The following is a 26,645-nucleotide window of genomic DNA, read 5'->3' as shown; positions in this document are numbered from 1 at the left end:
AATCCTATTTTAAGTCTCCTGATCTGTCTTGCGTCTTCTCCGGTAGACTCTTCTTGATCTTAGAACCTATATTTTCCAAATATTCTCTAACACGCGCAGCCATATAACTTCTCGACTGCGACGTATATCCTTTAATAGAAAAAAGAGCATACTTTTGCCTTTGTGTAAGCTTAGCAGTAAATGCCTCGTATTTTTCACGTATCTCTCCGGGCATTTCATATATCGCCTTAATATTCTCTTCTACTTTATTATTAAAACCAAGCTCAAAATTGTCAAGTTTCTGGGTCAGATCAACCAGCGACTGTACGGTAAGTGCTGTATCCGCAGCAAGTACTCCCATAAGAAAAAGGGCTAGTATTTCCGCAAAAACAGGTTCCATCTGTCCCTTAATATTCTCGGAGACCGGCAGTACAAACTTAACTATAAGCATTCCGGCAAGTCCAAAACCAAGGGTTGCAGGAAGGCATATCCTTCCGTTTAGATTAAGCGGAGTATTCGAATAATCCCACCACATGGCGTTAAATCTTTTTTCAAGAAAATAACTAGTCGCATATTCCAGTATAGCACTGCCGAAGGCACATATGACGAATATCTCCCATAGCGGCGTCTTGCCGCCTATGGTGAGACTAAAATTCCCAAACACTATAGAACAGCCGATCGCTCCAAATCCGTATATGGGGCATACAGGACCATAAAGAAATCCTCTGTTACTAAAGTGTCTGGACTTAATGCTGCAATATGTGCATTCGTATACCCAGCCCAGAAAGCTGTAAACTATAAATTCTACGAAGTATTTTGCTATTATCATATTATTCCTTCTTCATCAGTTCCTAACCCCATAAATATATTTCGGCTTTTTATAAGGCACGGATTACTACTTCATAAAATCGAACAAAGAGATCTGGTTGGACTCAGGGATATCTCCAAGAAGGCCCATTTCTGCCATTGCATCAACTACTTTCTGAGGGCACTTGGTTCTTTCCTTAAAGTCGTCCTTAGAAAGAAATGGTCCGTCCTTGGCAGCTTCTACTACTGCATCTGCTGCCTTTTCACCCATTCCATCGAAGGCAGTAAGAGAAGGCATGATCTTGTTGCCGACTACCTGGAAAAGACGGGATTTGGCCTTGAATATATCAATAGGCTCAAATTCAATACCTCTTTCATACATCTCTTCGACAAGTCTCATGTCATAATACTCTGCTTCTTCAACAGGTGACATTTTTTCTTTATTCTTGAGTTCCTGCATTCTTCCATGAAGGTGATTCTCTCCCTGACACATATCAAGGTATGAAAAAGCTTTCGCTCTTATCGAGAACCATGCTGCATAGAATGCCTGCGGGCAATATACCTTAAAGTAAGCAATTCGCCAGGCCATCATAACGTATGCGGCAGCATGCGCCTTAGGGAACATGTATTTGATAAGCTCACATGAACCAATATACCATTCAGGAACGTCATGAGCCCTCATATCTGCTTTGTACTGCTCCCACTTGGGCTCTTTGCCTTTAGCGACTTTACCCTTACGGACTGACTCCATGATCTTGAAAGAATCAGATGGATCAAGACCCTTCTGGATAAGGTAGATCATGATATCGTCTCGACAACAGATAGCTGTATCGATCGTTGCAGTTCCGTTACTGATAAGAACCTGGGCGTTGCCTTGCCATACGTCGGTTCCGTGTGACAGACCTGAGATTCTTATAAGGTGGCTAAGCGATGTAGGCTTAGCCTCAACAACCATGTTCATGGCAAAGTCAGTACCAAATTCAGGGATTCCAAGACATCCAAGTGGTGTTCCGCCTATCTGCTCAGGAGTTATGCCAAGAGAACCTGTATCTTCAAAGAGTTCCATTACAAGTGGATCATCAAAAGGTACATCCTTGGGATCTACGCCTGTGCAGTCCATAAGGAATCTGATCATGGTCGGATCATCGTGTCCGAGTATATCGAGCTTGAGCAGGTTATGATCGATGGAGTGGTAATCATAATGTGTTGTTATGGTAGCTGTTGTCTGGTCATTAGCCGGGTGCTGAACCGGTGTAAAGGTATTGATATCCTCTCCCACCGGAAGAACTACGATACCGCCAGGATGCTGACCTGTACCACGTCTTATACCGGTACAACCTGCAACTATTCTGTTAATTTCGGCCATTCGCTTAGGAACGCCTATCTCATCATAATATTTTTTGACATATCCAAAAGCAGTCTTATCTGCAAGCGCAGCTATAGTTCCTGCTCTGAAGGTCTGACCATAGCCAAAGATAACTTCAGTATATTTATGGGCCTTGGACTGATATTCACCTGAGAAGTTAAGGTCAATATCAGGCTCCTTATCTCCTTTAAATCCAAGGAAGGTTTCGAAAGGAATGTCGAATCCGTCCTTATAAAGCATATGTCCACACTTGGGGCATCTTTTATCAGGCATATCCACTCCGGCCTTACCGCCGAAAGCTTTGACTTCTTCAGAATCAAAGTCGCTGTAATGACAGCGTGGGCATACATAATGCGGAGCAAGTGCATTAACCTCAGTAATACCTGATGTAAACGCAACAAAAGAACTTCCAACTGATCCACGGGAACCAACCAGATATCCGTCTTCGTTGGACTTCCAAACGAGCTTCTGGGCGATAATATACATAACCGAGTAGCCGTTTTTGATAATTGAATTAAGCTCTCTTTTAAGTCTTGCATCTACTACTTCCGGAAGCTCTTCTCCGTATATCTCGTGAGCCTTGTCATAACATATCTTCTCAAGTGTCTTATCAGAATCTTCGATAACAGGAGGACACTTATCGGGTCGAACCGGTGATATGCTATCGCACATCTCCATGATCTTCCTGGTGTTGGTCACGCATACTTCAAATGCCTTGTCTCCTCCAAGGTAATCAAATTCCGAGAGCATCTCGTCTGTTGTTCTGACATACAGATCTGCAGGCTCTTCATCATCAAAGCCTCGTCCTGCCTGAATGATAGTCCTGTAGATCTGATCCTCGGGATTTAAAAAGTGAGCATCGCAGGTAGCTACTACAGGCTTATGGAATTGTTCTCCAAGCTTAACGATCTTCTTGTTAACTTCTCTGATGTCATCATCACTTTCGATACTGTCATACTTCTCTGAATCAACCATGAAGTGGTTGTTGCCAACAGGCTGTATCTCAAGGTAGTCATAAAAATTAACTATTCTTGCAATCTCTGTTTCAGGTCTGTCTTCTACAACAGCTCCGTAGAGTTCACCTGCACAGCAGGCAGAACCTATAATAAGACCTTCTCTGTACTGGCTAAGTACAGACTTAGGTATAAGCGGGAAACGCCTGAAGTAGTCAAGGTGAGACTTACTTATAAGGGTATACAGATTACACCTTCCCAGTGTGTTCTTAGCAAGGATAATAACATGGTGCGGGCGAAGGTGTTTGATCATTTCAGGTGTAGACTGACCGAATTCCTGCATTTTGGTAAGGTCTGCTATACCCTCTTTTTCCAACATAGGAAGGAACTTCAGGAAAATATAAGCAGTACACTCCGCATCATCTACCGCTCTATGGTGGTGATCAAGTACTACATTAAGAGTCTTGGCTGTAGCATCAAGTGTATGCTTGGCCTGCAGAGGGAAAAACACACGTGAAAGCCACATGGTATCTACTGTTGTAAAATCAACTTCTATTCCTAGCTCTTTACAGTTCTGGTTAATGAAACTGATATCAAATCCAACGTTATGTCCTACAAGAACTGAGTCCTTACAAAAATCAACGAATTTAGGGATTATTACATCACGGGTAGGAGCTCCCATTACCATGTCATCACTTATGGATGTGAGCTTTTCTATACGATAAGGAATAGGAACCTGAGGGTTAATGAATTCTGAGAATCTTTCAAGGATCTCGCCATTTCTAACCTTAACGGCACCAATCTCTATTATCTTGTTCTTAAGAGGTGAAAAACCTGTTGTCTCTATATCAAATACTACAAAGGTAGTATCTTTGATCTGCTGCCCCTTACCGTTTCTGACTATCTCAACAAGGTCATCAACAAGATAACCTTCTACGCCGAGTATGAGTTTGAAAAAGTTCTGTCTGTCAGGAGCAGGAAGTTCTGCTGCCTTGGCTTCTTTACAAGCTGCGCCGTAGAGGTCTTCCCATACATGATTGGCTACTGTAAGTCCCTGAACAACACCATGATCTGTGATAGCGATTCCGGGCATCCCCCATTTGTATGCCTGCTTGACTATATCGCTAACTTCAGATACTCCGTCCATATCACTCATCTTGGTATGGCAATGGAGCTCAACTCTCTTAACCTGCGCATTATCCTTACGCTTAACTGTAAAGTCAGTTGTCTTTCTGATGCCGCCAACTGATCCTATGGTAAGTTCATGGTCGAACTTATCGATCATAGTGATACCTTTAACCTTGATAAAGGCACCAACCTTAAGGTCTTTGTTAAGATCTTTAAGATCTTCATTCTTTACGAATAGTTTAATTGTAATAGAATCAGTAAAGTCAGTGAGATCAAACATAACAATGGTCTTTTCACCATTTCGAAGAGGCTTTTCTTCGTAACGGATGACTTTACCATGTATAGTAACTTCACCGATCTCTCCATCTACTTCGACAATACGCATCGGATCGTCATCGAAATCCCGGCCGTATATAACATTGGGATCGTCAGACTTCTTCATGCCACTTCCAAAGCTGCCTTTTTTCCAGGTTCCAAACTTCTTGCCGCCAAAGCCTGAAGGCGCGCGGTTCTGATTGACACCGCCTTCGCCGGGGCTTGTTGTTCCGCCTTTACCTTTAGCTTCATCACTGGCCATAGCAGCTGCAGCTGCCTCTGCGGCTTTCTGAACCTCAATATTAGCATCAGAAGTCTTTGTATTAGCACCATCAACCGCCTGTTTAGGCGCAGCGACGCTCTTTGAGGCAGATTTAGAACCTGATGCATCCTTTTTGCCTTTTTCCTGCTCTTTAGCCTTTTTAGCTTCAAGAGCAGCTTCAAGCTTGGCAGACATTCTTTCGGATTCTGCACTGTAATCAGGAGCTCCTGACTTCTTCTTGTCCTTTTTGGCCTCAAAAACAGTTTTAATCTTTATATTAAGGCCGCATCTTTCGTTGATGATCTTGTCCATGATACGTTCTATCTCAGGTGCCTCCTGAGTAGATGTGACCGTATCTTCGAGGACAATCTCCATTGCATCCAAAGAAGGATACCTGAATTCGGCACCCTTCATAAGTGTATATTCTATTGGATTATAAGTTCTGAATTCCTGCAGAATACTTTCTCCGTAGATATCCATAAGGTTCTGCGGAGTATACTGTGCAGAGAGATGAAATCGCTCATATATCTTTATAACTATAGATACATTTGGAAAAAGCTGAGACCTTATCTCTTTTTCTACTTTTACGATTTCCTGTTTATCTATAAGACGTTCGGAGGAAATATAAATGCGGATAAAATCCTGCTTCCTTGTGGCAGAAACTTTCTCAACTGTAGTTTCTTCCATAAGTTCTTTAGTATGTCCACTTAATTTAAGCTGTGGAAATACTTCAAAAAAAGCTTTGGCCATTTATATCTTTCCCCCGTTGTTTTCTAAATTTCTATATATAAAAAGATCATTCGCCCCAGTGATCAAGCTCTTCCTTGAGCGCTGACAGAAGCTGATCCTCGGGCATCTTGCGAATAACTTCGCCTTTCTTGATAAGAAGTCCTTCGCCTACTCCGCCGGCAACGCCTATATCAGCCTCTTTGGCTTCTCCGGGGCCGTTTACTGCGCATCCCATAACTGCAACTTTGATGTTGAGAGGATAATGGGAAGCAAGTTCCTCAACCTTATTAGCAAGTCCTATAAGGTCTATCTTGGTACGTCCGCATGTAGGACATGATACAACATCTATTCCGCCGCCTCTTAAATTAAGAGCTCTGAGTATCAGTTTGGCAGCCTTGATCTCTTCAACAGGATCTCCTGACAAAGATACGCGGATAGTATCACCTATTCCTTCGTTAAGAATAATACCAAGACCTACGGAAGATTTGACACTTCCTGAATATACAGTTCCTGCTTCTGTTATACCTACATGAAGCGGATACTGGGTCTTCTCTACGAGAAGTTCATGAGCTTTGACAGCAAGCATTACATTTGAAGACTTGATGCTTATGACTATATTGTCATATCCGCAATCTTCAATGATATGTGTCTTATCAAGAGCACTTTCTACAAGGCCCTGAGGTGTAACACCGTGGTATTTCTCAACAAGATCTTTTTCCAAAGATCCGGAGTTAACACCTACTCTGATAGGAACCTGACGTTCTCTTGCAGCGCGGACAACTTCTTCAATCTTGTCCTTGCCGCCAATATTGCCGGGATTGATACGGATCTTGTCAGCTCCGTTCTCAATAGCCGCAATAGCCATCTTGTAATCAAAATGAATATCTGCAACAAGCGGAATATGAATACGCTTTTTGATCTCACCTATAGCCTTGGCAGCTTCAAGTGTAGGACAGGTACTCCTTACAATATCGCAGCCCGCCTCTTCAAGCTTAAGGATCTGTGCAACAGTCGCATCAACATCCTCAGTACGTGTATTGGTCATAGACTGAATCATGATAGGATTACCACCGCCGATGACCTTATTACCAATTTTAATAACCTTTGTATTATCTCTATATGCCATAATAAATCTCCCTTAGAATAACTTACTAACATCATGGAACAGCACCACGACCATAAGGCCTATAAGTGCCGCAACTCCCACAAGTTCGATCATTCCCTCATACTTTTCAGGAACCGGTTTGCCTCGTATCACCTCAATCAATAGAAAAACAAGTCTTCCACCATCAAGTGCCGGAATAGGAAGCAAATTCATAAGTCCTAAATTAATAGACAAAAGCATTGCAAGATTGACCATATTAAGTATAACATCAAGTATTCCCCCGGTCTGCATTGCTGTTTCATAGCTCTCATCTACCATCTCAGCCATGCCTACAGGTCCTGACAGTTCTACCTTATCGGTTCTGCCTTTTACTAAAAGGCCAAGGCTCTTCCAGGTGGATGTCAGATAATAATTGAACATATAACCTGCATACTTCAAAGTCTTCACGCCTGAAACCGTGTCATACTCACCAATATATATTCCTATCACATATCTGCTCGCCCCGGTCTCTTCATCTTCATAAAGAATAGGGGTTATGGTAGTCGAATAACTCTTGCCATCGCGTTCATAAGTGATATCAACATCCTCACCGTCTGTAAGGTACATATTAAGTGTAACTTCCGCACTCATATGGACAGCACTTCCATTGACACTTGTAATGACGTCGCCTTCTCTAAGTCCTGCTTCCTGAGCCGGCGAATTGTCAACAGAAAAGCCGCTTACTGTAGGAAAGCTCCAATAAGTATTGGATACTATTATAAGTGCCAGAATAAACCCGAGTATAAAATTGGCAAAGGGTCCTGCCACTACAGTTGCTATTCTTGACCATACATTAGCCCTTCTGAATGAAATCTGTCCAGTAAGGCTTTCATCACGACTTTCCTGAGCCTTTTCTTCCTCTTCGTCGTATCCACTATCTTCACTGGGTTTTGTCACCTCGAGTCCGTCCATACCATCAAAGATGCAGGCACCTCCAACAGGAAGAAGTCTTATAGAATACATTGTATCGCCTTTTTTCTTCTGATACAGAACAGGCCCCATTCCTATAGTGAACTCAGTCACACGTATCCCATTAGCCTTGGCTATGAGAAAATGGCCTCCCTCATGAGATACGACCAGTACACAGAATATAACTATGAATATTAAAAATACTATGATGTTCTGAAGCAATACGTCTCTCCTATCTCACCGGCAATTACAGAATCAGTCATTTGAATAGTTATCAGTAACGATCTCCAAGAAAACTGTATGTCCAGCTCTCTGTTTCAAGAATCTGCTCTACAGTAGGATTCTCGATCTTGTGATGATTATCCATCGCATCGGTAATCATATCATATATGTCAAGGAAATGAATCTCACGCTTTAAGAACTTCTTAACTGCAAGCTCGTTGGCAGCATTAAATACTGTAGGCATGCTTCCACCTTCTTTTGCTGCTCTAATAGCAAGTGGAAGACCCTTGAATACATCTGTTCTGGGCTTTTCAAATGTCATATCGGCAAGTTCAAAAAGATCAAGTCTATCTTCTGACATAGGTCTTCTATCAGGATAGAAAAGAGCATACTGTATAGGCAGTTTCATATCAGGAACTCCCATCTGTCCTATAACAGCGCCGTCCACAAACTGTACAGCAGAGTGAAGTATAGACTGCGGCTGGATCACAACCTGGATCTTATCAACCGGCACATCAAAAAGCCATCTGGCTTCCATTACTTCAAGTCCCTTATTAACTAAAGATGCTGAGTCTATAGTAACTTTGGCGCCCATATCCCAGTTGGGGTGCTTTAGAGCATCATCAACTGTTACAGTCTCCAGTTCTTCTTTGCTCTTCTTGCGGAAAGGACCGCCTGATGCTGTAAGAAGGATCTTTTCTATTTTATCTACAGGTTCTCCGTTAAGAGACTGGAATATAGCACTGTGCTCAGAATCTACCGGAAGGATCTTAACGCCCATCTTCTTAGCAAGTGGCATTATGATATGGCCTGCACATACCAATGTCTCTTTATTGGCAAGTGCTATATCCTTGCCTGCATTTATAGCTTCTATAGTAGGTCTGATTCCGATCATTCCTACTACAGCCGTAAGAACAGTATCGGCATTTTCATCACGGACAAGCTCTAAAAGTCCTTCCATTCCTGAAAGAACTGTTATTCCAAGATCAGATATTCTGCTTTCAAGCTCTTTGGCAGCACCCTGATCGAACATAGCGATCTTTAAGGGTTTGAACTCCCTGGCCTGCTTTTCCATAAGATCAACATTACGACCTGCAGCAAGAGCTATAACCTTAAGCTCATCAGGATTGGATCTGACAACATCAAGTGTCTGGGTTCCTATAGAACCGGTTGATCCCAAAAGAACAATTTTTCTGCCCATAATTCACAATTTCCTCATTTTCTATATTTCATTAGATGAATACTGTTTGTACCTACTGCAAAACAGCTTACAATAAAAACGTTACAGTCCACATGTGTAAACTTTGTGAACTGTAACATGTATTTTATCACTTCATAATAAAGACGACCAGTCCATAAATAAATGGGGTCACAAATATAACACTGTCAAATCTGTCCATGATACCACCATGGCCGGGAATAAGCCTTCCATAATCCTTGATATCTCTGTCCCTTTTTATAGCTGATGCTGCGAGGTCGCCAAGCTGTGAGATAAAACCGGCTACAAGAGTTATCACCATAAACTGCGGGATGATACCTGCATCTACTCCTTTGACTTTCATCATTACAAAGCCAAATATAACTCCTGCAACGATTGAGAAGAATACTCCTCCGATTCCGCCTTCAATAGTCTTGTGTGGCGAAAGCACCGGTGTCATCTTGTGTTTGCCAAAAGCTCGTCCCGTAAGATATGCAAAAGAATCACATACCCAGGCCACAAAAGGCATCCATACAAGGAATTCACCGTTTTCACGTATCCTTAACAGATATATGAAAGATAACATTAAAGGCGCATACAAAAAGGCAAAAACAGCGCCAATTACCTGATGTACCTTGTATCTTGGGAAAGTAAGTACATAGGTAACCATGACTGCAAAGAATACAAATAATACAGAGAGCAGATATGTCTTAGTATCATGTATATATATCACCAAGATATAATGCAATAATACGCCAACAAATCCGACTTTGTATAAAAGTCCCGTCTTACCATCTTCATCAAAGACTCCAAGTACCCTCGCAATCTCATAATAAGCAATCTGCGCTACGATCAAAGATGCTCCACCAAGGACATAGCCGCCCAGTACCAGTGTAATAGCCAGTATAATGCCTATTACTATGCTGCTTATAACTCTGGTCTTCACTCTAAATGTCTCCTTTATTCTTCACCTTTCTTAAGTCCGCCAAATCTTCTGGTTCTGTGATTGTAAGCATCGATGGCTTTCTCAAGTTCTTCTTTGTTAAAATCAGGCCAGCATATATCTGTAAAATAAAACTCTGTATATGCAAGCTGCCAGAGAAGATAATTGGACAATCTCTGCTCGCCACATGTCCTGATAAGAAGATCGGGATCAGGCATGAAACCTGTATCAAGGTTATCATTTATCATCTTTTCAGTGATATCTTCAGCCTTTATCTCTCCACTTTCGACTTTCCCAGCTATCTTTTTAGCAGCACGTGTGATCTCATCACGGCTTCCATAGTTGATAGCGATCGTGAAAGTAAGTCCTGTGTTATTTTTAGTTGTTTCTTCAAGCTCTTCCACAACTTTAAGTACATCTTTAGGAAGACGACTTCTCTCGCCGATAACACAGCTTCTTACATTATTCTTCATACAAGTCTTGATCTCAGACTTAAGATATTTTTTGAAAAGAGCCATAAGAGCAGAAACCTCTGTTTCAGGTCTGTTCCAGTTCTCTGTCGAAAAAGCATAAACTGTTACATACTCGATTCCAAGCTCGCCTGCATCAAACAGCATCTGTTCAACAGCCTTTGCACCCTGAACATGTCCATAGTTTCTGGGCATTCCTTTGGCTTTAGCCCAGCGTCCGTTACCATCAAGGATAAAGGCAACGTGTCTGGGAATCTTTCTTTCTTCGCTCATACTGTCATTATTTCCTTAGTCTTAGCTTCGATTGTAGAATCGATCTTCTTTACAAATTCATCTGTAAGTTTCTGAAGCTCATCTGTAAGATCGCTGATCTCATCTTCTGAGATTTCTGTTCCCTTAAGCTTCTTGAATGCTTCATTGCCATCACGACGAACATTTCTTACAGCAACCTTGGCATCTTCACCTTTTTTCTTGATGTCCTTGGAAAGCTGTTTACGTCTCTCCTCTGTAAGTTCAGGGAATACAAGGCGGATTACGCTTCCATCATTAGTAGGATTGATTCCGATATCTGATGTAAGGATAGCCTTCTCAATCTCTTTGAGCATATTCTTCTCCCAAGGAGCGATCTGGATGATCCTTGCTTCAGGAACAGATACGTTACCAACCTGCTGGATAGGTGTAGGTGTTCCATAATAATCTACACGAAGCTTATCAAGTACGTGTGGATTAGCACGTCCTGCTCTTACAGTAGCAAGATCTTCTACAAGAAAATCATACGCTTTATTCATCTTATCATTATAAACTTTAATCTTTTCGTTCATTGTCTCTCCTCCTTCACGCTTCAACTGTTGTTCCATTAAAATTGCCACTTACTGCCTTAACAATGCTTCCGTCTTCCTGAAGTGCAAAAACACGCATTGGCATATGATTGTCCCTTGCAAGAATAGATGCTGTCATATCTACAACCTGAAGGTTCTGTGCTACAACATCATCAATAGTGATCTTGTCATATCTCTTGGCATTAGGATTAACAGCCGGATCAGAATCATAAACTCCGTCAATTGCTTTAGCCAGAAGGATCATATCTGCCTCAACCTCAACAGCACGAAGAACTACGCCGGTATCTGTTGAGAAATAAGGATGTCCTGTTCCGCCTGCAAAGAAGACTACCATATTCTTGGAAAAATACTTCTGTGCACGATCCTTGGAAAAAAGCTTTGTGAATGATCCGCATTCAAATGGTGTAAGAATTGCAGTATTCATTCCTTCACTTCTGAATATCTCAGAAACATAGATACAGTTCATAATAGTAGCAAGCATACCGATCTGGTCAGCTTTAACACGATCAATACTCTCACTGGTTCTTCCTCTCCAGAAGTTACCGCCTCCGATAACAATTCCAACCTGTGTTCCTGACTGTGTAATCTCCTGTACCTGCTTCGCAACCTTTCTTACAGTAGGTTCATCAAATCCGGTCTTCTTATCACCGGCTAGCGCTTCACCGCTAAGTTTGAGTAGAATTCTCATTGCTTTTATCCTCTTTCAATAAATAATGCCGGGAATAGTCTCCCCGGCATTAAATAATTCTGGTCCGCAAAAGACATTCCTCAATGTCTTATGATACCATCATCAGTTCTTATTCTTCAAGCCCTCAAAGAAAGCAGATGGATTAACTTCTGCATATGTCTGTGAGCACATACCTTCAATAACCGCACCATTGTTGATCTGTACTGACTGGGACTTGATATTACCCATTACAATAGCAGTTGTATCAAGAACTACAGGTCCGTGTACATCAATATCACCTTTTACAGCGCCTGCTATTACAGCACTTGTAGCATAAAGGTTACCGATGATAACAGAGCTCTGACCGATCTTAACACTTCCGTTAGAGTGGATATCACCATTGATTCTTGCTGCTTCTGCATAGATTTCTGCAGCATTAGAATTTCCTTCTATCTCACCTGTTACATTAAGTTTGCCATATGCAGTTACATTACCGATGACTTTGCCGATAAGATCAAGTGATCCTGTTGTCTGGATATCACCGTTTACAATCATACCCTCGGTGATCGATGCTGTTTCGTCTGTTGCTACGCGTTCTGTGTCCATCATGATATATCCCCCGTCTTCGTTAATATTATCAGAAGCGGAATAGTCATCCGCATCCTGGCCTACGTTATCAAGTTCAGATATTTCTACTACCGGCTCTGCGTGATCCTCATACGGAGCATCTTCTTTTGGCTCAAATGAAGGTCCTGCAGGGAAAACGCTTGGTATAACAAAATCGTCATTTTCCGGTTCTTTAACAGGCTCTGGCTCTTCATAGCTTTCTTGTACCGGATTATCTTTTTCCGGCTCTGATACATTTTCTTCCGGTTCTTCTTTCGGCTCATCCAAACTTCCAAATGAACTTACCGGATCTGAAGGAAATGTTATAGCATCATAATCAGGTTCTAAAGCTTCTTCTGTTTTCGATGCTGCTTCCGGCTCTTTCAAACTTTCCGTTGCCGGCATTTCTTCAGCCTCTTTTAATGGTTCCTTGTCCTTAGCTGCAACACTTTCCTCCGGCTCAGGAATGTCTTCGACCTGAATCTTATCCAGGTGACTTAGCATGCTGTCAAGATCCACTTCCTCGACCCCTGCGTTATCCTGCCCGGCATTCTTCTCTGCAGCCGCTTTTCCGTCAGGGTCTATTTCGTCTACTGCATTTGCCAGCCCCTGTTTCAGCTCTGAGAAAAATCCCATATCTTTATCCTCCGTTCTCATTGATTCTTGCTATGTTGAACCGGTACAGTACTCTCCGTTACCGGTACAATCACCGTATTGGGAAGGCTCTCAACATACTCGATTATCTTAGGAAGAGCCTCAACTGTTTCCTCCTTATCACCTGCATCATGAAGGAGGATCATGCAATTCTCATGACCTGAAATATTGGAAGTAACATTGGAAACTATGATATCTGAAGCTATATTGTCACCACCATAAACATTCCAGTCAAAATAAGTAATATTATTCCGATCAAGATATCCGATCAGCTCGGACATTGGTACCTGACTTGCTGTATTGGAACTGCCACCGGGGAACCTGTAATAGGTAGTCCATACTCCTGTAACATCAAATATATAATTCTGAATCTTGTGAAGATCTGTCTGAAAACTGTCTAATGACTCATATAATACTTTGTAATCATGGCTGTAGGAATGCATACCGATCGTATGTCCCTCATCCACTATACGTTTATACATATCATCATATCCTGACTTCCCACACACAAAGAACGTGGCTTTAACATCATATGAAGCCAGAACATCCAAAATCTCGTCTGTATACGGGCTCGGGCCATCGTCGAACGTAAGATAAACATATCTTATACCGTTGCCCGGCGTATTTTTGGAAACAACTGATACTGCTTCCTGATTGTCAGAAAGCGGCATTTCTTTATCAGCAATATCCTGAACAGCTATAAGACTGTCCTTATAATCGTTGAATTCATCCTGAAGAGCTAATAATCTGTCGTTTATTCTGTCATATTCGCTTTTTAGTATTACACACTGAAATGAAAAGAAAGCTATTGTAACTACAAGAAATACTGCAACAAATGCTTTTATAAGAAAGGAACTGTCTCTAAAATCAAAGGAAGATAGCCTTTCTCTAAGGCTCCGATATTCTACCCACTGTCCGGATGCATTCTCAACTTTGATCTCATCCAGGTCAATATCACTAAAATTCTTAGCGCTTATCCTTCTGGGCGGCTCATCTTCTTCGTCACCATTTTTAGTATCATAGGCTTCATTAACGCATGGCTTCTTAAGATCAGCTTCCTTATCTTTTAACCCTATATTATCTGAATTTACAGCTTGTGACTCTTTTATACTAATATCATTAATACTTAAATCTTTAGTATTTGTTTCTTTGTTTTTGTTTTCTTTATTTTTGGCTTCTTTAATACTTGATTCTTTAGTATTTATTTCTTTGACGATAGACTCTTTGGCATCTGATTTTTGTTTTTCTGATTGCCTGATATCTGATTCTTTAACTTCTGCTTCTTTAGTTTCTAGTCCTTTAGTTTCTGGTCCTTTAGTATCCGGTCCTTTAGCAGAAGCGGTGCCATCTGTATATTGGCCGATATCTAAGCTTTTTGAAACAGATATCTTATTACCTATCTTAGCTTGAAAGTTCTCATCGCCGTAGTTGTCACTGCTATGCTTATTATCAACTGCATCTTTGGCGATTTTAGTTTCTTTTTCAGCCAAAGCCTTTTTATCGGCATCCCCGGAATATACTAATGATATATTAATAGCATTATCTGTTTTGTGAAGGGAATCAGTTGAAAATCTGAATGGGCGGGTTATAGCATCAGACAGCGTGGCGCTCTTTGTGACCTTGTCATATTCGTCACCCTTAATACTATGGGTTACGGAAACAGGTCCTTGCCAGCTCCCTCTTCTTTCATCTCTTAGATTGTTCCGCCCCCTGCGGACAAACACTCTAGATGACATAAGGCTCTCCCCCCATCCAAGTACTTTTTTAGTATATCATAGATTTGGTCTAACAAAAAGAAAATCCGCAACAAAAAATATTTTTTATTACGGATTTTCATTTATTGTATATTTTTCTACCTAAAATATAGTCATATTTAGTTTTTAAAACAGTTTATAAAGAGTTCTCTGCAATATACTCTTCAAGTGTTATACCACGAGACATGATCTCCGTGGCAGCATCAACTCCAACATATCTGAAATGCCAAGGCTCATAGATGATACCTGTGACATCTTCTCTTCCCTTAGGATATCTTAATATAAAGCCGTACTCAGCGCAGTGTTCAAGAACCCACTTATAACCTGCAGTGTTCTCCTGATCTTCTGTAAGAGATGTGTAGCCTGCATCGGTTATGTCCATACAAAGACCTGTCTGGTGCTCACTCTGTCCCGGAGGATTAACTACTGTTGCAGCAAGATACTCACTATCTGCCTGACTGTATCCAAGTCGCTTATAATAATTGACCTTTCTATTATAAAGATAAGTCTGTCTGGATGAACTTCTGTAACCTGATACAAGATATAGATTTATGCCCTGGGCTTTGGCATCAGCTATCATCTGCTTGACTATAGGAGTTACATCTTTGTGCATATACTCGCCATTGGCACAAAGGGTTACTTCAGGAGCATATGCTGTGCTTATAGGATGTTCATGATTTACAAGGACAAGATTCCACGCAGAAAGATCTACAGATGTACTAGCAGGAGTGACTCCGGTAGCCGTAAGAGCGTCAAAGCTCACAAGACTCTTGCCGGGAAGGAGATGATCAGCGACTCTTCCTTCAGCACTACCCACAAGGATATAGTGCTGTACATATGCAGCAATATTATTACCATATACAGCCTGAAGATCCTCATAATTGGACATATAGATCTGTGCATTGAATAAAGCTGACGGCTGTCTTCCTTCAAGCATACCGCTGTTAACATAGTGCTGATACAAGCTTTCAGCATCTGTTCCTATTGCAGCTACAACGTCCGGATAAGCCTGAGCATAGAAAGTTGCATCAAATACCATATGATAGTCAAATGCTGCAGCCTCTACCCAAGCTCCTGTCAATACTCCAAATGAAGACATAGGCGTAGCAGCAGCCAGTATTGCCGCACTTACAACAGCTGCGGCGATTTTTATAAGTTTTTTCCTAACCAAAATAGCACCTCACTTCTAAAGATAAAAGCTATATTTTATAACAAATCAGAGCATTTCAAAACGGTTACGGCCGTTTTCTTTGGCCATAGCAAGTGCTCTGTCCGCCTTTTCAAAAATTTCTTCGCAAGACAGTCCCGGAGTAATAAGCGTTGCACCAAATGATGCTGTCACGTCCTTAACATCAGCAAAATCTTCAGTTTCGATCTTCTCACGGATTCTCTCAGATACACTGGTCGTAGACTCTGCATCCACATCACGAAGAAGGATCATGAACTTCTCACTCTCCCATCTTCCTATAACGTCGCTGTCACGAAGTATCTGCTTGATGATATCAGCAGTCTTTCTTATAACATAATCTCCTGCATCATGACCAAGGCTGACATTGATCTGATCCAGTTTGTCTATATCAAGAAGGACCAGCGCAGAATTAAGTACCCCAGCCTCTTCTACAAGCTTTACAAATACTCGTTCTATCTCGGTTCTTGTATAAACTCCGCTAAGCGGATCCTGCTTGGCCTCAGATACTGATCTGAATTTTTTGCTTCCAATATCAGTCACTTCTGAGTTTTCAAGGATCATCATCACAAGAGTCGTCTTATCTACATCATCATCCTCTCTCACCGGACTTGTTGTAACAAAAACAGCCTCTACTGGGAGCTCCGGATATTTTTCAATCAGAAAATCAGATAGTCTTTGAAGTATGTTCTTGTGTTTACCCGCTGAAAAAAGTTCAAGAACAACCGAAGTCGCTGATTCAAGCATATCCTGCTCATAAATATCGTCAGTGATCTTCTCTAAATCTTTTTCTGACTGTAAGGAATAAATATAGTGTCTCATGATAATCATCTCCTTAACCGCACATAGAAATCATTTTACACCTTGCCCTTACGTTTCTCAAGCCAAACTATAAACAGCTCTCTATAACTGAAATCTATGATCGCTGCAAATGGAATTGCCAAAAGTACGCCAATTATTCCAAATACTCTTCCAAAAACTATGATCGCTATAAGTATCCATACAGATGATATTCCAAGTGTATTGCCAAAAAGCTTGGGTTTGATCACATACCCATCCAATGTCTGTAATATCACTGTAAAGATCAGGAACCAGAGTGCATGCCAGGGATTTACAAGTACCAGTATAAATGCGCCTATAACTGCGCCTACTATAGGTCCAAATGTCGGAGCAAGATTAGTAACTCCAACAACAAGTGATATCAGTACTGCATATGACATTGAAGTACAATTCATAAATATCAGATTTGCAACGCCAACCAGTATAGCATCCAGAATATCTCCGCCTATATATCTTATAAGGATTGAATTGCAACGTCTCCAGAAATCTGACCACTCTTTATACTGTTTATCGGTCAATATAAGGCTAAGGAGCCTTGTCATGCCTCCAACCATATGTTCCTTATCACTAAGGAAGTATATCGCCAATATGAAAGCTATCACTGAAGTGATGATAGATGTACCTATATTAACAGAAGTACTTACTATACTATTAATATTGTCAGGGAGATTCTCTGTAAATGAGCTCAGCATGTTAGTGCCCATATCTGTAAGAGAGTGAATATCTATCTTAAGTTCCTGTGCAGATGTCCCTACTCTTGAAAGAAGATCCTGTAAAGTTGCAACATAAACATCAAGATTGTCTATGATAGTAGAAATACTGTCTAATATCTGTGGTATAAGGGCTATCAGAAGTATAACAATAGCAAGTACGAAGGTCACAAAAGTCAGAAATACAGATAAACCTCTTTGTATTACATGATTTTTGATCTTTTTAAAAAGAGTCTTTTCATAAAAAACCATTAGTGGATTGAGAAGATATGCAATGATAGCTCCACCTATTATAGGTGAGATAAAACTATATAAGACTTTAAGACCGGACCAGATGTTTCCTATATTAGAAATAATCACAAAAAATAAAATGCCTGTGCACAAAGCGACGGAATATGCTACCCAGTTCTGCTTCAGCCATTCTTTATCAAATTTCATGTCAAATTCCTCCTGCATATTCAATCGTAACAACGAAACCAGTACCAGTCAACGACGCAATTGTTAAAAAACTCTTACATTTTCAAATAGTATATATTTTTGAATCAAAGATTCAAAAATGTATACTGCAAACTTCCCGCTATAGTTATATATCGGTCTTTTATCCAAAAAGAAATAGCCGAGGAAATCCCCGGCCATGTCTTTGAAGTATATATTTGAAATTTAGAAAATAGCAAAAGATGTTAGAACATGCCTAGGAATGCATGGATGCATTTCTATGTCCTAGAATTACAGGATGTAATTCGGACATGTCCAGGAATGCATGGATGCATTCCTATGTCCCTTTATCTCTTTACACGAGCACCTGCGCCGCCCATGATTGCTTCTACTTCATCCTTGGATGCCATAGATGTATCACCAGGTGTTGTCATTGCAAGAGCGCCGTGTGCAGCACCGTAGTTAACAGCTGCTTCAGGATCCTCTGTAGTCATAAGTCCATATACAAGACCTGATGCGAATGAGTCACCACCGCCTACACGGTCCATGATCTCAAGACCAGGATATTCTTTGGACATGAAGATCTCTCCATCTGCCCAGCACATAGCCTTCCAGTCGTTGACAGTAGCTGTCTTAACTGTACGAAGAGTTGTAGCTACAACCTTGAAGTTAGGATATGTCTTAGCTGCTTCATTAATCATCTTCTTGTAGCCATCGATGTTAAGGCTCTTGAGATTCTCGTCATTGCCTTCGATCTTGAAACCAAGGCAAGCTGTGAAGTCTTCTTCGTTACCGATCATAACGTCAACATACTTAGCAATCTCTTTGTTAACTTCCTGAGCCTTCTCAAGACCACCGATAGCGCTCCACATAGAAGGACGATAGTTAAGGTCGTAAGATACGATTGTGCCGTACTTCTTAGCTGTCTTGATAGCAGCGATAACTGTCTTACAAGACTGCTCAGAAAGAGCTGCATAGATACCGCCTGTATGAAGCCATCTAACTCCAAGTGTACCGAAGATATAGTCAAAATCGAAATCTTCAGGCTTTGCCTGTGAGATAGCTGTGTTAGCACGGTCAGAACATCCAACTGCTCCACGGATACCGAATCCTCTTTCTGTGAAGTTGATACCGTTTCTGCAAAGACGTCCGATTCCGTCTGTCTTCTTCCAGTTGATAAGAGATGTATCAACACCGCCCTGCTCGATGAAATCCTTCATTAGCTTACCAACTTCGTTATCAGCAAAAGATGTGATAACTGCTGTATTCATGCCAAAACACTTGTGAAGGCCTCTGATTACGTTGTATTCTCCGCCGCCTTCCCATGCACGGAAAGAACGTGCTGTACGGATGCGTCCTTCGCCCGGATCAAGACGAAGCATGATCTCACCAAGTGATACTGCATCAAACTTGCATTCTTCTGCAGGTCTTAAATTCATATTTACTTTCATTGTATTTTCTCCTAATGTATAGTTTTAACTTTTGGATATTCGCAGGCTGCAACCTGATATTGAACTTACTATAAGTTCAATATAACTTATCCGCGGATCTCTTTAACGATAGCAGCTGCCTCGGCAACCATCTCTTTTATCTTATCGAACTCACCGTTTTTGATCATATCTTTCTTAACCATCCAGCTTCCGCCGCATGCAAGGATCTTGTCATATGCAAGATACTCTTTTACGTTCTCTGCATTGATTCCGCCTGTAGGCATGAATTTGAGCATTGTATAGGGTGCAGAGACTGCCTTGATCATCTTAAGACCACCGGCAGGCTCTGCTGGGAAGAACTTAACAATATCGAGACCAAGCTCGATAGCCTGCTCCATCTCAGTAGGTGTCTGAGTTCCAGGAGTAACAGGGATATTCTTTTCAATACAGTACTTAACAACCTTAGGATTAAGTCCAGGGCTTACGATAAACTTAGCGCCGGCTGCTACAGCACGGTCAACCTGTTCTGTTGTAAGGACTGTTCCTGCACCAACAAGCATATCAGGGAACTTCTCAGCCATGATACGGATAGATTCCTCTGCTGCCTCTGTACGGAATGTAACTTCTGCAGCCGGAAGACCACCTTCCATAAGAGCATTTCCAAGTGCCTCTGCGTCCTTAGCATCATCAAGGACTACTACAGGGATGATTCCGATTTTCTGGAACTTTTCAAGTACTGCGTTCATAATTATTCTCCTTATTAAAAAAACTATTATTGTCAGTTAAAAGTTTCATATTATGAAACCTGTTTTCATATAATGGTTTTGACAGTTTTATTATAATCTCTCACAAACTTATGTCAATAAGTTATATAAAGTTATTTTGCACCGATTTTTGTAAACACTTTCATGCAAAAATCACAAAATCGGTCTTATAGCATCAAGGATCTCATTTCTGGTTTTGAGCATATAATCTGCAAGCTTTAAAAGTCTTCCATCATCCATTCTTGATACAGGAGCAGATATACTAAGAGCATATTCTGCAGGTTTGCCGGGAGCAGACAGATCTGCTGCAACGCACCTTACGCCCAGCTGATTCTCCTCATCATCTATGGCATAGCCTTCTTCCCTAACCCTTGCCAGTGTCTCTTCAAAGTCAAGATAGTCGGTAATGGTATTTGGAGTGAGCTTTACTATATTGCTGTCTTTCCACATACGTCTGACTTCATCAGGTGAAAAAGTAGCTGCCATAGCTTTGCCAACGCCAGAGCAGAACAAAGGTATACGGCTTCCTATATGTGATACCATCTGTATGGTATTGGTACGTGATTCAACTTTGTCTATATATATTGCTTCATTACCATCTCTTTTTACAAAATGGACAGTCTCTCCTGTAAGTTCCATAAGGCTTTTAAGATGGGGACGAACAACTCCTATGATATCAACGCGGCTCATGACTTTGCCTGACAGCTCTACTATTTTCATAGTAAGAACATATTTGCCTTCTTCTGTCTGTCTGACATATCCCATGTACTGCAAAGATGTCAGTATTCTGTGTGTTGTGCTTTTATTAAGTCCAAGTGCTGATGCTATCTCCATAAGTCCTGAGGAGTCTCTTTCTGCCAGAAACTCTACAACGCCAAACAGTCTGTCAGCAACCTGTATAGGGTTCTTATCTTCCATTTGAAACATCCCTTCCATTCAAAAAAGTGTAGTAAAAATGTAAATGCTTCCATACATTTTGTACCACACTTTGAGTTTTTTCACAATCTGAAATTAATTTCCGTATTGTAAAACCTGTATACTATCACAAAAACATTCTAAAAAATGTCATCATCTGCTATGGCCAACCTTTTTATAATATTTCTTCTTTTCTTCGTACATGTATTCATCAGCTTTCTTCAATAGGGCATCAAGTTCAAAACAAGTATCCGACCATATGCTTCCAAGCGAGTAGAACATACTGATATCTGCAGTTGAAGATGATTCCTCGTTTTCCAGCTGTTTTGATATTTTCTTAAGGTATTCTATCTTGGTCTCAAACTCTTCTTTACTTATATCAGGTACGATAACTACGAACTCATCGCCTCCAACTCTGAATACATCCCTTCTAAGGAATACTCTGGACAGTATCGAAGCGATCTTGATGATCCTGGCATCTCCTGAATCGTGCCCCAGTTCATCATTAATCATCTTAAGGCCGTTAACATCAGCATATGCGATTCCTACGCTGCAGTCCATGCCTTCAAGTTCTTGTATTCTCAGATTAAAGGCATTCCTGTTATTTACATTGGTAAGCTGGTCATGGATTCCCATGAAGGTCAGCTTTTCAACAAGGCGTCTTGAATGGATCTCAGCAAAAAAGGTTATCGCAAGTGTCTCAGCGAGGTATTTTACGACGCGTATATTTTTTTCATTATAATTATCTATTATAAAATAGCCCACTATGCTGCTGTCTATATAATAGGGGGCCAGGATCATGGATCTGGTGCCCTTTGAGCGCAGAAGTTCATATAAAGGCATGCTCTCATTACGGATCTTCTCTATATCTTCAAAGATAAGAATCTGCCCCTCACAGATAAGCGGCTCAACATATCTGATCCTCTCCATCACAAGTTCAGGTGCAAAGTCGTCATCCATTATATTCTCATCTTTTTGCCACTCGTACCTGATGATCGGCTGTCCATGATAATATTCTATGATATAAGACTTCTCACACTTAAGGCAGTCTCCGATAAATCTCAAGGCTCTGTGAATATTGATATCAAATTCATCATCTTTAGAATGGATCATCTTGGAAGTCTTAACTATAACTCTGTCAGCTTCTGCAAGATCTTCGTTTTCTATAGAATTACCATTAAGAGAAAAGGTGTCAAACAAAGTCATGGCACAATATCCATCCTGCAAAGTTCCAAAAGCCATAATATCAAACCATGAACCATCTTTTCTGACATTGTCAAAAAATACAGCTTTTTCTTTGCAATGAGCCGCGCTGCATAAATGAGTATATACGTTGCTGCTAAGATATCCCATGACCTCTCTGTAAGAGCGGCCTTTGACATCTACATCCGCATTGTCTGTCATGGACAAAAAGGCCGAATTGGCATAGATAAAGAAAGCCTCGCCATCATCATCACCTGTTTCGATGACTTTCAAAACAGCGTAGCCATAGGGTATATCATCATACATATTAAAATTATACTTATGGTATAACTCCTGTACTAGTCTTGATGACAGTCTCAGTTTTTCATCAAATCCCGGCACGCCCATGTCCTTTCTCTAAAATCAGTACTCTACTAATTAAATATATCGGCCAAAAAACATGATAATTAAAGCCCAAAATTTTTTTGACTTAATATGTGACGCTTAAAAAAATGCCTCCGTCTATATAAATGTACCGAACAAAAGATATGGTGTATAGGCTTGTACATCTTCCCCAAAAGATAAACCTGTATATGCACACATCTCAAATAAATAAATGGAGGATATATTATGAAGAAAACATTTGTAAAAGCTCTAACACTGACAACTTCTCTCACGATCCTTGCAGGATGCTCATCTTCCGTCCAGGTAGAGACAACTAATGATCAGGCGACAGATCAAACTTATAATACAATGAGTCCTTGTATTATTGAAGATCCAGCCAGCGACTATAAGTGTGTTGAAGCTCCCAGCAATTATTGTGTCGATAACGAGTGCACTGATACATCCGGCTGTGAAACCGACAGCTACGCCTATGAAGAACCGGATATGAATACAGAAGAATATACCCAGCAAGTCGAAAACGGCTTCACAAACGTATCCGATAATGCACTCTCTACATTTGGAGCAGACGTTGACACGGCATCATATACCAATTTCAGAAGACTTGTAAATAGCGGATATACAATTGATACTATCCCTGAAGGATCCATCAGAGTTGAAGAGATGCTCAACTATTTCGATTATGATAACCTAAATACAAATGCTGTGAATATCTCATCAGATGTACAGGAAGCTTTCAGCGTAACTTACGAAACAGGAACCTGCCCCTGGAATACAGAAAACGGGCTTTTAGTTATGAACGTAAAGGCCAATCAGACTCAGGTAGATAATGCAGGAACCAACTTCGTATTCCTTATAGATACTTCAGGTTCTATGTCAAGTCCTGAAGAAGAGAGGATAGGCCTTGTAGTACAGTCATTTAATGCATTTCTCGAAACGCTCTCCGGTAATTATACTATCTCAGTTGTTACATATTCAGGATCATCTGAAACTCTCATCGAAGGTTCCTCTGACAAAGGTCAGATCAAAGAGGCCTTAACTGCAGCCTACAATAGCTGCGTACAATACGGCGGCGGTACCAACGGCTCCGGAGGAATCACAGCAGCTTACGAGATTGCCAACAAGTACTTTATAGAAGGCGGCAATAACCGCGTCATCATTGCATCCGATGGTGATATGAATCTGGGTCTTACATCTGCAACAGAGCTTACAGACCTTATCACTTCAGAAAAAGAATCCGGTGTATTCCTTACAGTTCTTGGTTTTGGCGCAGGCAACTACTCAGATGCCAATATGGAAGCTATTGCAGATGCAGGTAATGGTAACTATTTCTACATCGATTGTCTAGGCGAAGCCAAGAGAGTTCTGTGCGATAAGATTTCAGAATCAACTGTTACTGTAGCCAAGGATGTAAAGTTTCAGGTAGAATTCAATCCTAATCAGATAAGCTCCTACAGACTTGTAGGATACGAGAACAGAACAATGGCAGCACAGGATTTTGAAGATGACACTAAGGACGGCGGTGAAGTTGGTGCCGGTCAGGATGTAACTGTAGTATACGAACTTGTATATGCAGATGGTGAAGGATCAGATTCAGATCTTAGATACCAAAACGGAGTCCAGACAACTACAGAAGCTGATTCTGATGAGATCCTGGCTCTATCTATCCGTTACAAGAAGCCGGAAGGCAAGAACTCTGATAATGAAAAGTCTGTAGAACTTAACTATGTAATAACACCATCAGAAGGTGATAACTCTGCATCATTCACATTTGCAGCAGCAGTTGTTGAAAGCTCCCTTATAATCTCATCAAGCGCTTATAAAGAAAATGCCAATCTTGAAAACGCGACAGCACGTGCGCAGAACTCTGCAGGCGATGATCCATATAAAACCGAATTCGTAGCCCTTCTTAAACAGCTTCATCAATAAGTAGTCATAAGAAGTTATAAAAAACAACTGCCCCTTACCTCCACAAATTAAAAAAGTACCCTTCTTACCTTTTCATCTGGTTAGGAGGGTACTTTTGTGTGCTGCTAAAGTTATAATGACGGGGTACGTTTTAATTTTTTGCCAGAGGTAAAAAAGTAATATATAAGGAACATGACTGATGTAACAGTCCAGGTAATAGGATATGAGTAAACTACTGTAGTTATCTGGTTCCTAAGTGGAAGTGCATACATGATCCACGCTACTCTCAATAGGCACACCCCGGTTAGCGTCAATATAGTAGGGATAATAGCTTCGCCCATACCTCTAAGTGCCCCGGAGCACATCTCTACACTTATATACAGTATATAATACGGCACCATGGCACACATCATAACATCACCAAAAGCAAGTACATCCTCATCTGTTGTAAACAATGATAAAAGAGGCATTCTGAAGATATACATAAAAGTTGACAACATGATAGTGAATATAGCGGTTATGATAAAGCCTTGTCTGACTGACTGCCGTACTCTGTCGTATTTGCCGGCTCCGTAGTTCTGTCCTACAAATGTTGTTACGGATATGCCAAGTGATCCTGTGATCATCCATAACAGTACATCGATCTTGCCATATGCTGCCCATGCCGAAACGGCGTTTTTGCCAAAAGAATTGATAGCAGACTGTATTACAAGATTGGACAAGGAGTACATTGTAGACTGAAATCCTGCAGGAAGGCCTATATGCAGAGTTTTGACAAGTATATTCCTGTCAAAAGATATCTTTGACATATACAGTTTATAAGACTTATCAAGGTGAGTCAGGATATACAGTATAAAGAGTCCGCTTATTGTCTGGCATATTATAGTAGCTACTGCAACTCCGGCAACTCCCAGGTTAAGGCCAAGAACAAGGATTATATCAAGTACTATATTACAAAATGTTGCAAGGATAAGTACGATCAAAGGTCTCTTGGAATCACCTACCGCGCGCAGTATCCCCGCGCCCATGTTGTACATAAGGTTAGGTATCATTCCTATAAAATAGATCCTTAGATATAATACTGACATCTCAACTGTATCCTGAGGCGTATTTAAAACTTTTATCCCCCAGGGAGCCAGGACTAAGCCTGCTATCATAAACATGGCACCGCCTGCAAGTGCCACAGCTACTGCATTATGCACAGCCTTGGTCACATCATCCTGTCTTCTTGCGCCATAATACTGAGCTATTATTACAGTTGCACCTGATGCAAGGCCTGTAAAAAAGCCAACAAAAAGGTTAACTATCATAGCTGCGGAGCCGCCTACGGCAGCAAGTGCTCCCGAACCCACGAACCTTCCTACTATGATAGCATCTACTGTGTTATATAACTGCTGAAAAAAAGTTCCAAACAAAAGAGGAAAGAAATACTTTAGCATCTCTTTCCAAATCACGCCTTCTGTTATCGCATTATCCGTTTTTTTCCTCATTACAAAGCCTCATTATTTTAATTCAATGGAAACTTCGCACTTGGACGGACCGGCATCCCCAAGTGCGAAGTTTAATTAATTCAATTATAATACTCTACTGGATTCAGTCAAAGTTATGAAAGTCAAGGACAGTGTAAATTTACTGTAGGATTTAATGGGTTAAAGGAACCTTGATATGCCTTTGCCTTGTTGGCATCATAAGAATAAGCGAAATTTCATCCGCTCATTTTAGGCTATCATCATGAAGTTTGAGTGTCAATAATAGTCCACTTTCCATCGTACTAAACTAATGTAATTGCTACCGTACGCCACCCTTGACCGAACCCGACAGAAACGCTGCTTGGCTTTGCCGACGGTGAAGATGATAAGAACAGCTAATACTTCCCACCGTCGGGGACAACATCGTAGCGTTTCTGTCAGAACCCATCAAGGGCAAGC

The 26,645-nt window shown here is 41.0% G+C and carries 20 protein-coding genes; 1 reads left to right on the top strand and 19 read right to left on the bottom strand.

Going from position 1 to position 26,645, the window contains the following annotated elements; translation table 11 throughout:
* Window positions 1-4: 4 nt before the first annotated feature.
* The 18 genes from BMX21_RS14665 to BMX21_RS14580 form a co-directional block, all read right to left on the bottom strand.
* The gene (locus tag BMX21_RS14665) at window positions 5-808 is read right to left on the bottom strand and encodes a putative ABC transporter permease (protein WP_022755377.1); all 804 of its coding nucleotides are present in this window, start codon (window positions 806-808) and stop codon (window positions 5-7) included.
* Between the two features lie 66 nt (window positions 809-874).
* The gene (locus BMX21_RS14660; RefSeq protein ID WP_092045518.1) at window positions 875-5,560 is read right to left on the bottom strand and encodes a PolC-type DNA polymerase III; all 4,686 of its coding nucleotides are present in this window, start codon (window positions 5,558-5,560) and stop codon (window positions 875-877) included.
* 46 nt (window positions 5,561-5,606) lie between these two features.
* Window positions 5,607-6,665: a flavodoxin-dependent (E)-4-hydroxy-3-methylbut-2-enyl-diphosphate synthase gene (gene ispG, locus BMX21_RS14655; RefSeq protein WP_092045516.1), complete on the bottom strand. Its 1,059-nt coding sequence runs from the start codon at window positions 6,663-6,665 to the stop codon at window positions 5,607-5,609.
* A gap of 12 nt (window positions 6,666-6,677) precedes the next feature.
* Complete coding sequence (gene rseP / locus BMX21_RS14650) at window positions 6,678-7,814, bottom strand: RIP metalloprotease RseP (RefSeq protein WP_242952936.1); 1,137 nt, start codon at window positions 7,812-7,814, stop codon at window positions 6,678-6,680.
* 52 nt (window positions 7,815-7,866) lie between these two features.
* Window positions 7,867-9,015 carry a 1-deoxy-D-xylulose-5-phosphate reductoisomerase gene (locus BMX21_RS14645; protein ID WP_092045514.1) on the bottom strand — a complete coding sequence of 383 codons (1,149 nt, stop codon included), beginning with the start codon at window positions 9,013-9,015 and terminating at the stop codon, window positions 7,867-7,869.
* 127 nt (window positions 9,016-9,142) lie between these two features.
* Entirely contained in the window at window positions 9,143-9,958 is an 816-nt protein-coding gene (locus tag BMX21_RS14640) for a phosphatidate cytidylyltransferase (protein WP_022755382.1), read from the bottom strand.
* A gap of 14 nt (window positions 9,959-9,972) precedes the next feature.
* The gene (locus BMX21_RS14635; protein WP_022756655.1) at window positions 9,973-10,698 is read right to left on the bottom strand and encodes an isoprenyl transferase; all 726 of its coding nucleotides are present in this window, start codon (window positions 10,696-10,698) and stop codon (window positions 9,973-9,975) included.
* Window positions 10,695-11,246, bottom strand: coding sequence for a ribosome recycling factor (gene frr, locus BMX21_RS14630; RefSeq protein WP_022755384.1), 552 nt, complete (start codon window positions 11,244-11,246; stop codon window positions 10,695-10,697). Before frr ends, BMX21_RS14635 begins: the two co-directional genes overlap by 4 nt.
* Window positions 11,247-11,259: 13 nt before the next feature.
* The gene (gene pyrH / locus BMX21_RS14625; RefSeq protein WP_022755385.1) at window positions 11,260-11,952 is read right to left on the bottom strand and encodes a UMP kinase; all 693 of its coding nucleotides are present in this window, start codon (window positions 11,950-11,952) and stop codon (window positions 11,260-11,262) included.
* Between the two features lie 102 nt (window positions 11,953-12,054).
* Window positions 12,055-13,173, bottom strand: a complete 1,119-nt coding sequence (locus BMX21_RS19740) for a polymer-forming cytoskeletal protein (protein WP_242952935.1) — start codon at window positions 13,171-13,173, stop codon at window positions 12,055-12,057.
* A 17-nt stretch (window positions 13,174-13,190) separates the two neighbouring features.
* Window positions 13,191-14,927, bottom strand: coding sequence for a polysaccharide deacetylase family protein (locus BMX21_RS14615; RefSeq protein ID WP_092045511.1), 1,737 nt, complete (start codon window positions 14,925-14,927; stop codon window positions 13,191-13,193).
* A gap of 154 nt (window positions 14,928-15,081) precedes the next feature.
* Window positions 15,082-16,116, bottom strand: a complete 1,035-nt coding sequence (locus BMX21_RS14610) for a M15 family metallopeptidase (protein ID WP_022755388.1) — start codon at window positions 16,114-16,116, stop codon at window positions 15,082-15,084.
* Window positions 16,117-16,161: 45 nt separating this feature from the next.
* A complete protein-coding gene (locus tag BMX21_RS14605; protein WP_051199669.1) occupies window positions 16,162-16,953 on the bottom strand; it encodes a GGDEF domain-containing protein in 792 nt (263 codons plus the stop codon).
* Between the two features lie 35 nt (window positions 16,954-16,988).
* Window positions 16,989-18,119, bottom strand: a complete 1,131-nt coding sequence (locus BMX21_RS14600; protein WP_027205311.1) for an AI-2E family transporter — start codon at window positions 18,117-18,119, stop codon at window positions 16,989-16,991.
* 344 nt (window positions 18,120-18,463) lie between these two features.
* Entirely contained in the window at window positions 18,464-19,567 is a 1,104-nt protein-coding gene (locus BMX21_RS14595) for a sugar kinase (protein ID WP_022755391.1), read from the bottom strand.
* 86 nt (window positions 19,568-19,653) lie between these two features.
* A complete protein-coding gene (locus BMX21_RS14590; protein ID WP_022755392.1) occupies window positions 19,654-20,292 on the bottom strand; it encodes a bifunctional 4-hydroxy-2-oxoglutarate aldolase/2-dehydro-3-deoxy-phosphogluconate aldolase in 639 nt (212 codons plus the stop codon).
* Window positions 20,293-20,463: 171 nt separating this feature from the next.
* Entirely contained in the window at window positions 20,464-21,228 is a 765-nt protein-coding gene (locus BMX21_RS14585; RefSeq protein WP_022755393.1) for an IclR family transcriptional regulator, read from the bottom strand.
* A gap of 150 nt (window positions 21,229-21,378) precedes the next feature.
* On the bottom strand, window positions 21,379-22,815 hold the full coding sequence (locus BMX21_RS14580; RefSeq protein ID WP_092045509.1) for a GGDEF domain-containing protein: 1,437 nt from the start codon (window positions 22,813-22,815) through the stop codon (window positions 21,379-21,381).
* A 222-nt stretch (window positions 22,816-23,037) separates the two neighbouring features.
* On the opposite strand from BMX21_RS14580, the gene BMX21_RS14575 reads away from it, so the two are divergent.
* Window positions 23,038-24,738, top strand: coding sequence for a vWA domain-containing protein (locus BMX21_RS14575; RefSeq protein ID WP_092045507.1), 1,701 nt, complete (start codon window positions 23,038-23,040; stop codon window positions 24,736-24,738).
* A 110-nt stretch (window positions 24,739-24,848) separates the two neighbouring features.
* Here the strand turns inward: BMX21_RS14575 and BMX21_RS14570 are convergent, their stop codons facing one another.
* Window positions 24,849-26,207 (bottom strand): MATE family efflux transporter, encoded by a 1,359-nt coding sequence (locus BMX21_RS14570; protein WP_092045505.1) that lies wholly within the window; start codon window positions 26,205-26,207, stop codon window positions 24,849-24,851.
* Window positions 26,208-26,645 lie beyond the last annotated feature (438 nt).

Origin of the sequence: Butyrivibrio sp. TB (assembly GCF_900110805.1) — a bacterium.
Classification (GTDB): Bacteria; Bacillota; Clostridia; order Lachnospirales; family Lachnospiraceae; genus Butyrivibrio; species Butyrivibrio fibrisolvens_C.
This window is presented reverse-complemented; position numbering and strand designations above follow the sequence as displayed.

Coding starts and splice junctions, on each gene's coding strand:
- BMX21_RS14575 (WP_092045507.1), top strand. CDS start 23,038: ATGAAGAAAACATTTGTAAAAGCTCTAACACTGACAACTTCTCTCACG.
- BMX21_RS14605 (WP_051199669.1), bottom strand. CDS start 16,953: ATGAGACACTATATTTATTCCTTACAGTCAGAAAAAGATTTAGAGAAG.
- frr (WP_022755384.1), bottom strand. CDS start 11,246: ATGAACGAAAAGATTAAAGTTTATAATGATAAGATGAATAAAGCGTAT.
- BMX21_RS14665 (WP_022755377.1), bottom strand. CDS start 808: ATGATAATAGCAAAATACTTCGTAGAATTTATAGTTTACAGCTTTCTG.
- BMX21_RS14635 (WP_022756655.1), bottom strand. CDS start 10,698: ATGAGCGAAGAAAGAAAGATTCCCAGACACGTTGCCTTTATCCTTGAT.
- BMX21_RS14585 (WP_022755393.1), bottom strand. CDS start 21,228: ATGGAAGATAAGAACCCTATACAGGTTGCTGACAGACTGTTTGGCGTT.
- pyrH (WP_022755385.1), bottom strand. CDS start 11,952: ATGAGAATTCTACTCAAACTTAGCGGTGAAGCGCTAGCCGGTGATAAG.
- BMX21_RS14590 (WP_022755392.1), bottom strand. CDS start 20,292: ATGAACGCAGTACTTGAAAAGTTCCAGAAAATCGGAATCATCCCTGTA.
- BMX21_RS14600 (WP_027205311.1), bottom strand. CDS start 18,119: ATGAAATTTGATAAAGAATGGCTGAAGCAGAACTGGGTAGCATATTCC.
- ispG (WP_092045516.1), bottom strand. CDS start 6,665: ATGGCATATAGAGATAATACAAAGGTTATTAAAATTGGTAATAAGGTC.
- BMX21_RS19740 (WP_242952935.1), bottom strand. CDS start 13,173: ATGGGATTTTTCTCAGAGCTGAAACAGGGGCTGGCAAATGCAGTAGAC.
- BMX21_RS14595 (WP_022755391.1), bottom strand. CDS start 19,567: ATGAAAGTAAATATGAATTTAAGACCTGCAGAAGAATGCAAGTTTGAT.
- BMX21_RS14570 (WP_092045505.1), bottom strand. CDS start 26,207: ATGAGGAAAAAAACGGATAATGCGATAACAGAAGGCGTGATTTGGAAA.
- BMX21_RS14615 (WP_092045511.1), bottom strand. CDS start 14,927: ATGTCATCTAGAGTGTTTGTCCGCAGGGGGCGGAACAATCTAAGAGAT.
- BMX21_RS14645 (WP_092045514.1), bottom strand. CDS start 9,015: ATGGGCAGAAAAATTGTTCTTTTGGGATCAACCGGTTCTATAGGAACC.
- BMX21_RS14580 (WP_092045509.1), bottom strand. CDS start 22,815: ATGGGCGTGCCGGGATTTGATGAAAAACTGAGACTGTCATCAAGACTA.
- BMX21_RS14660 (WP_092045518.1), bottom strand. CDS start 5,560: ATGGCCAAAGCTTTTTTTGAAGTATTTCCACAGCTTAAATTAAGTGGA.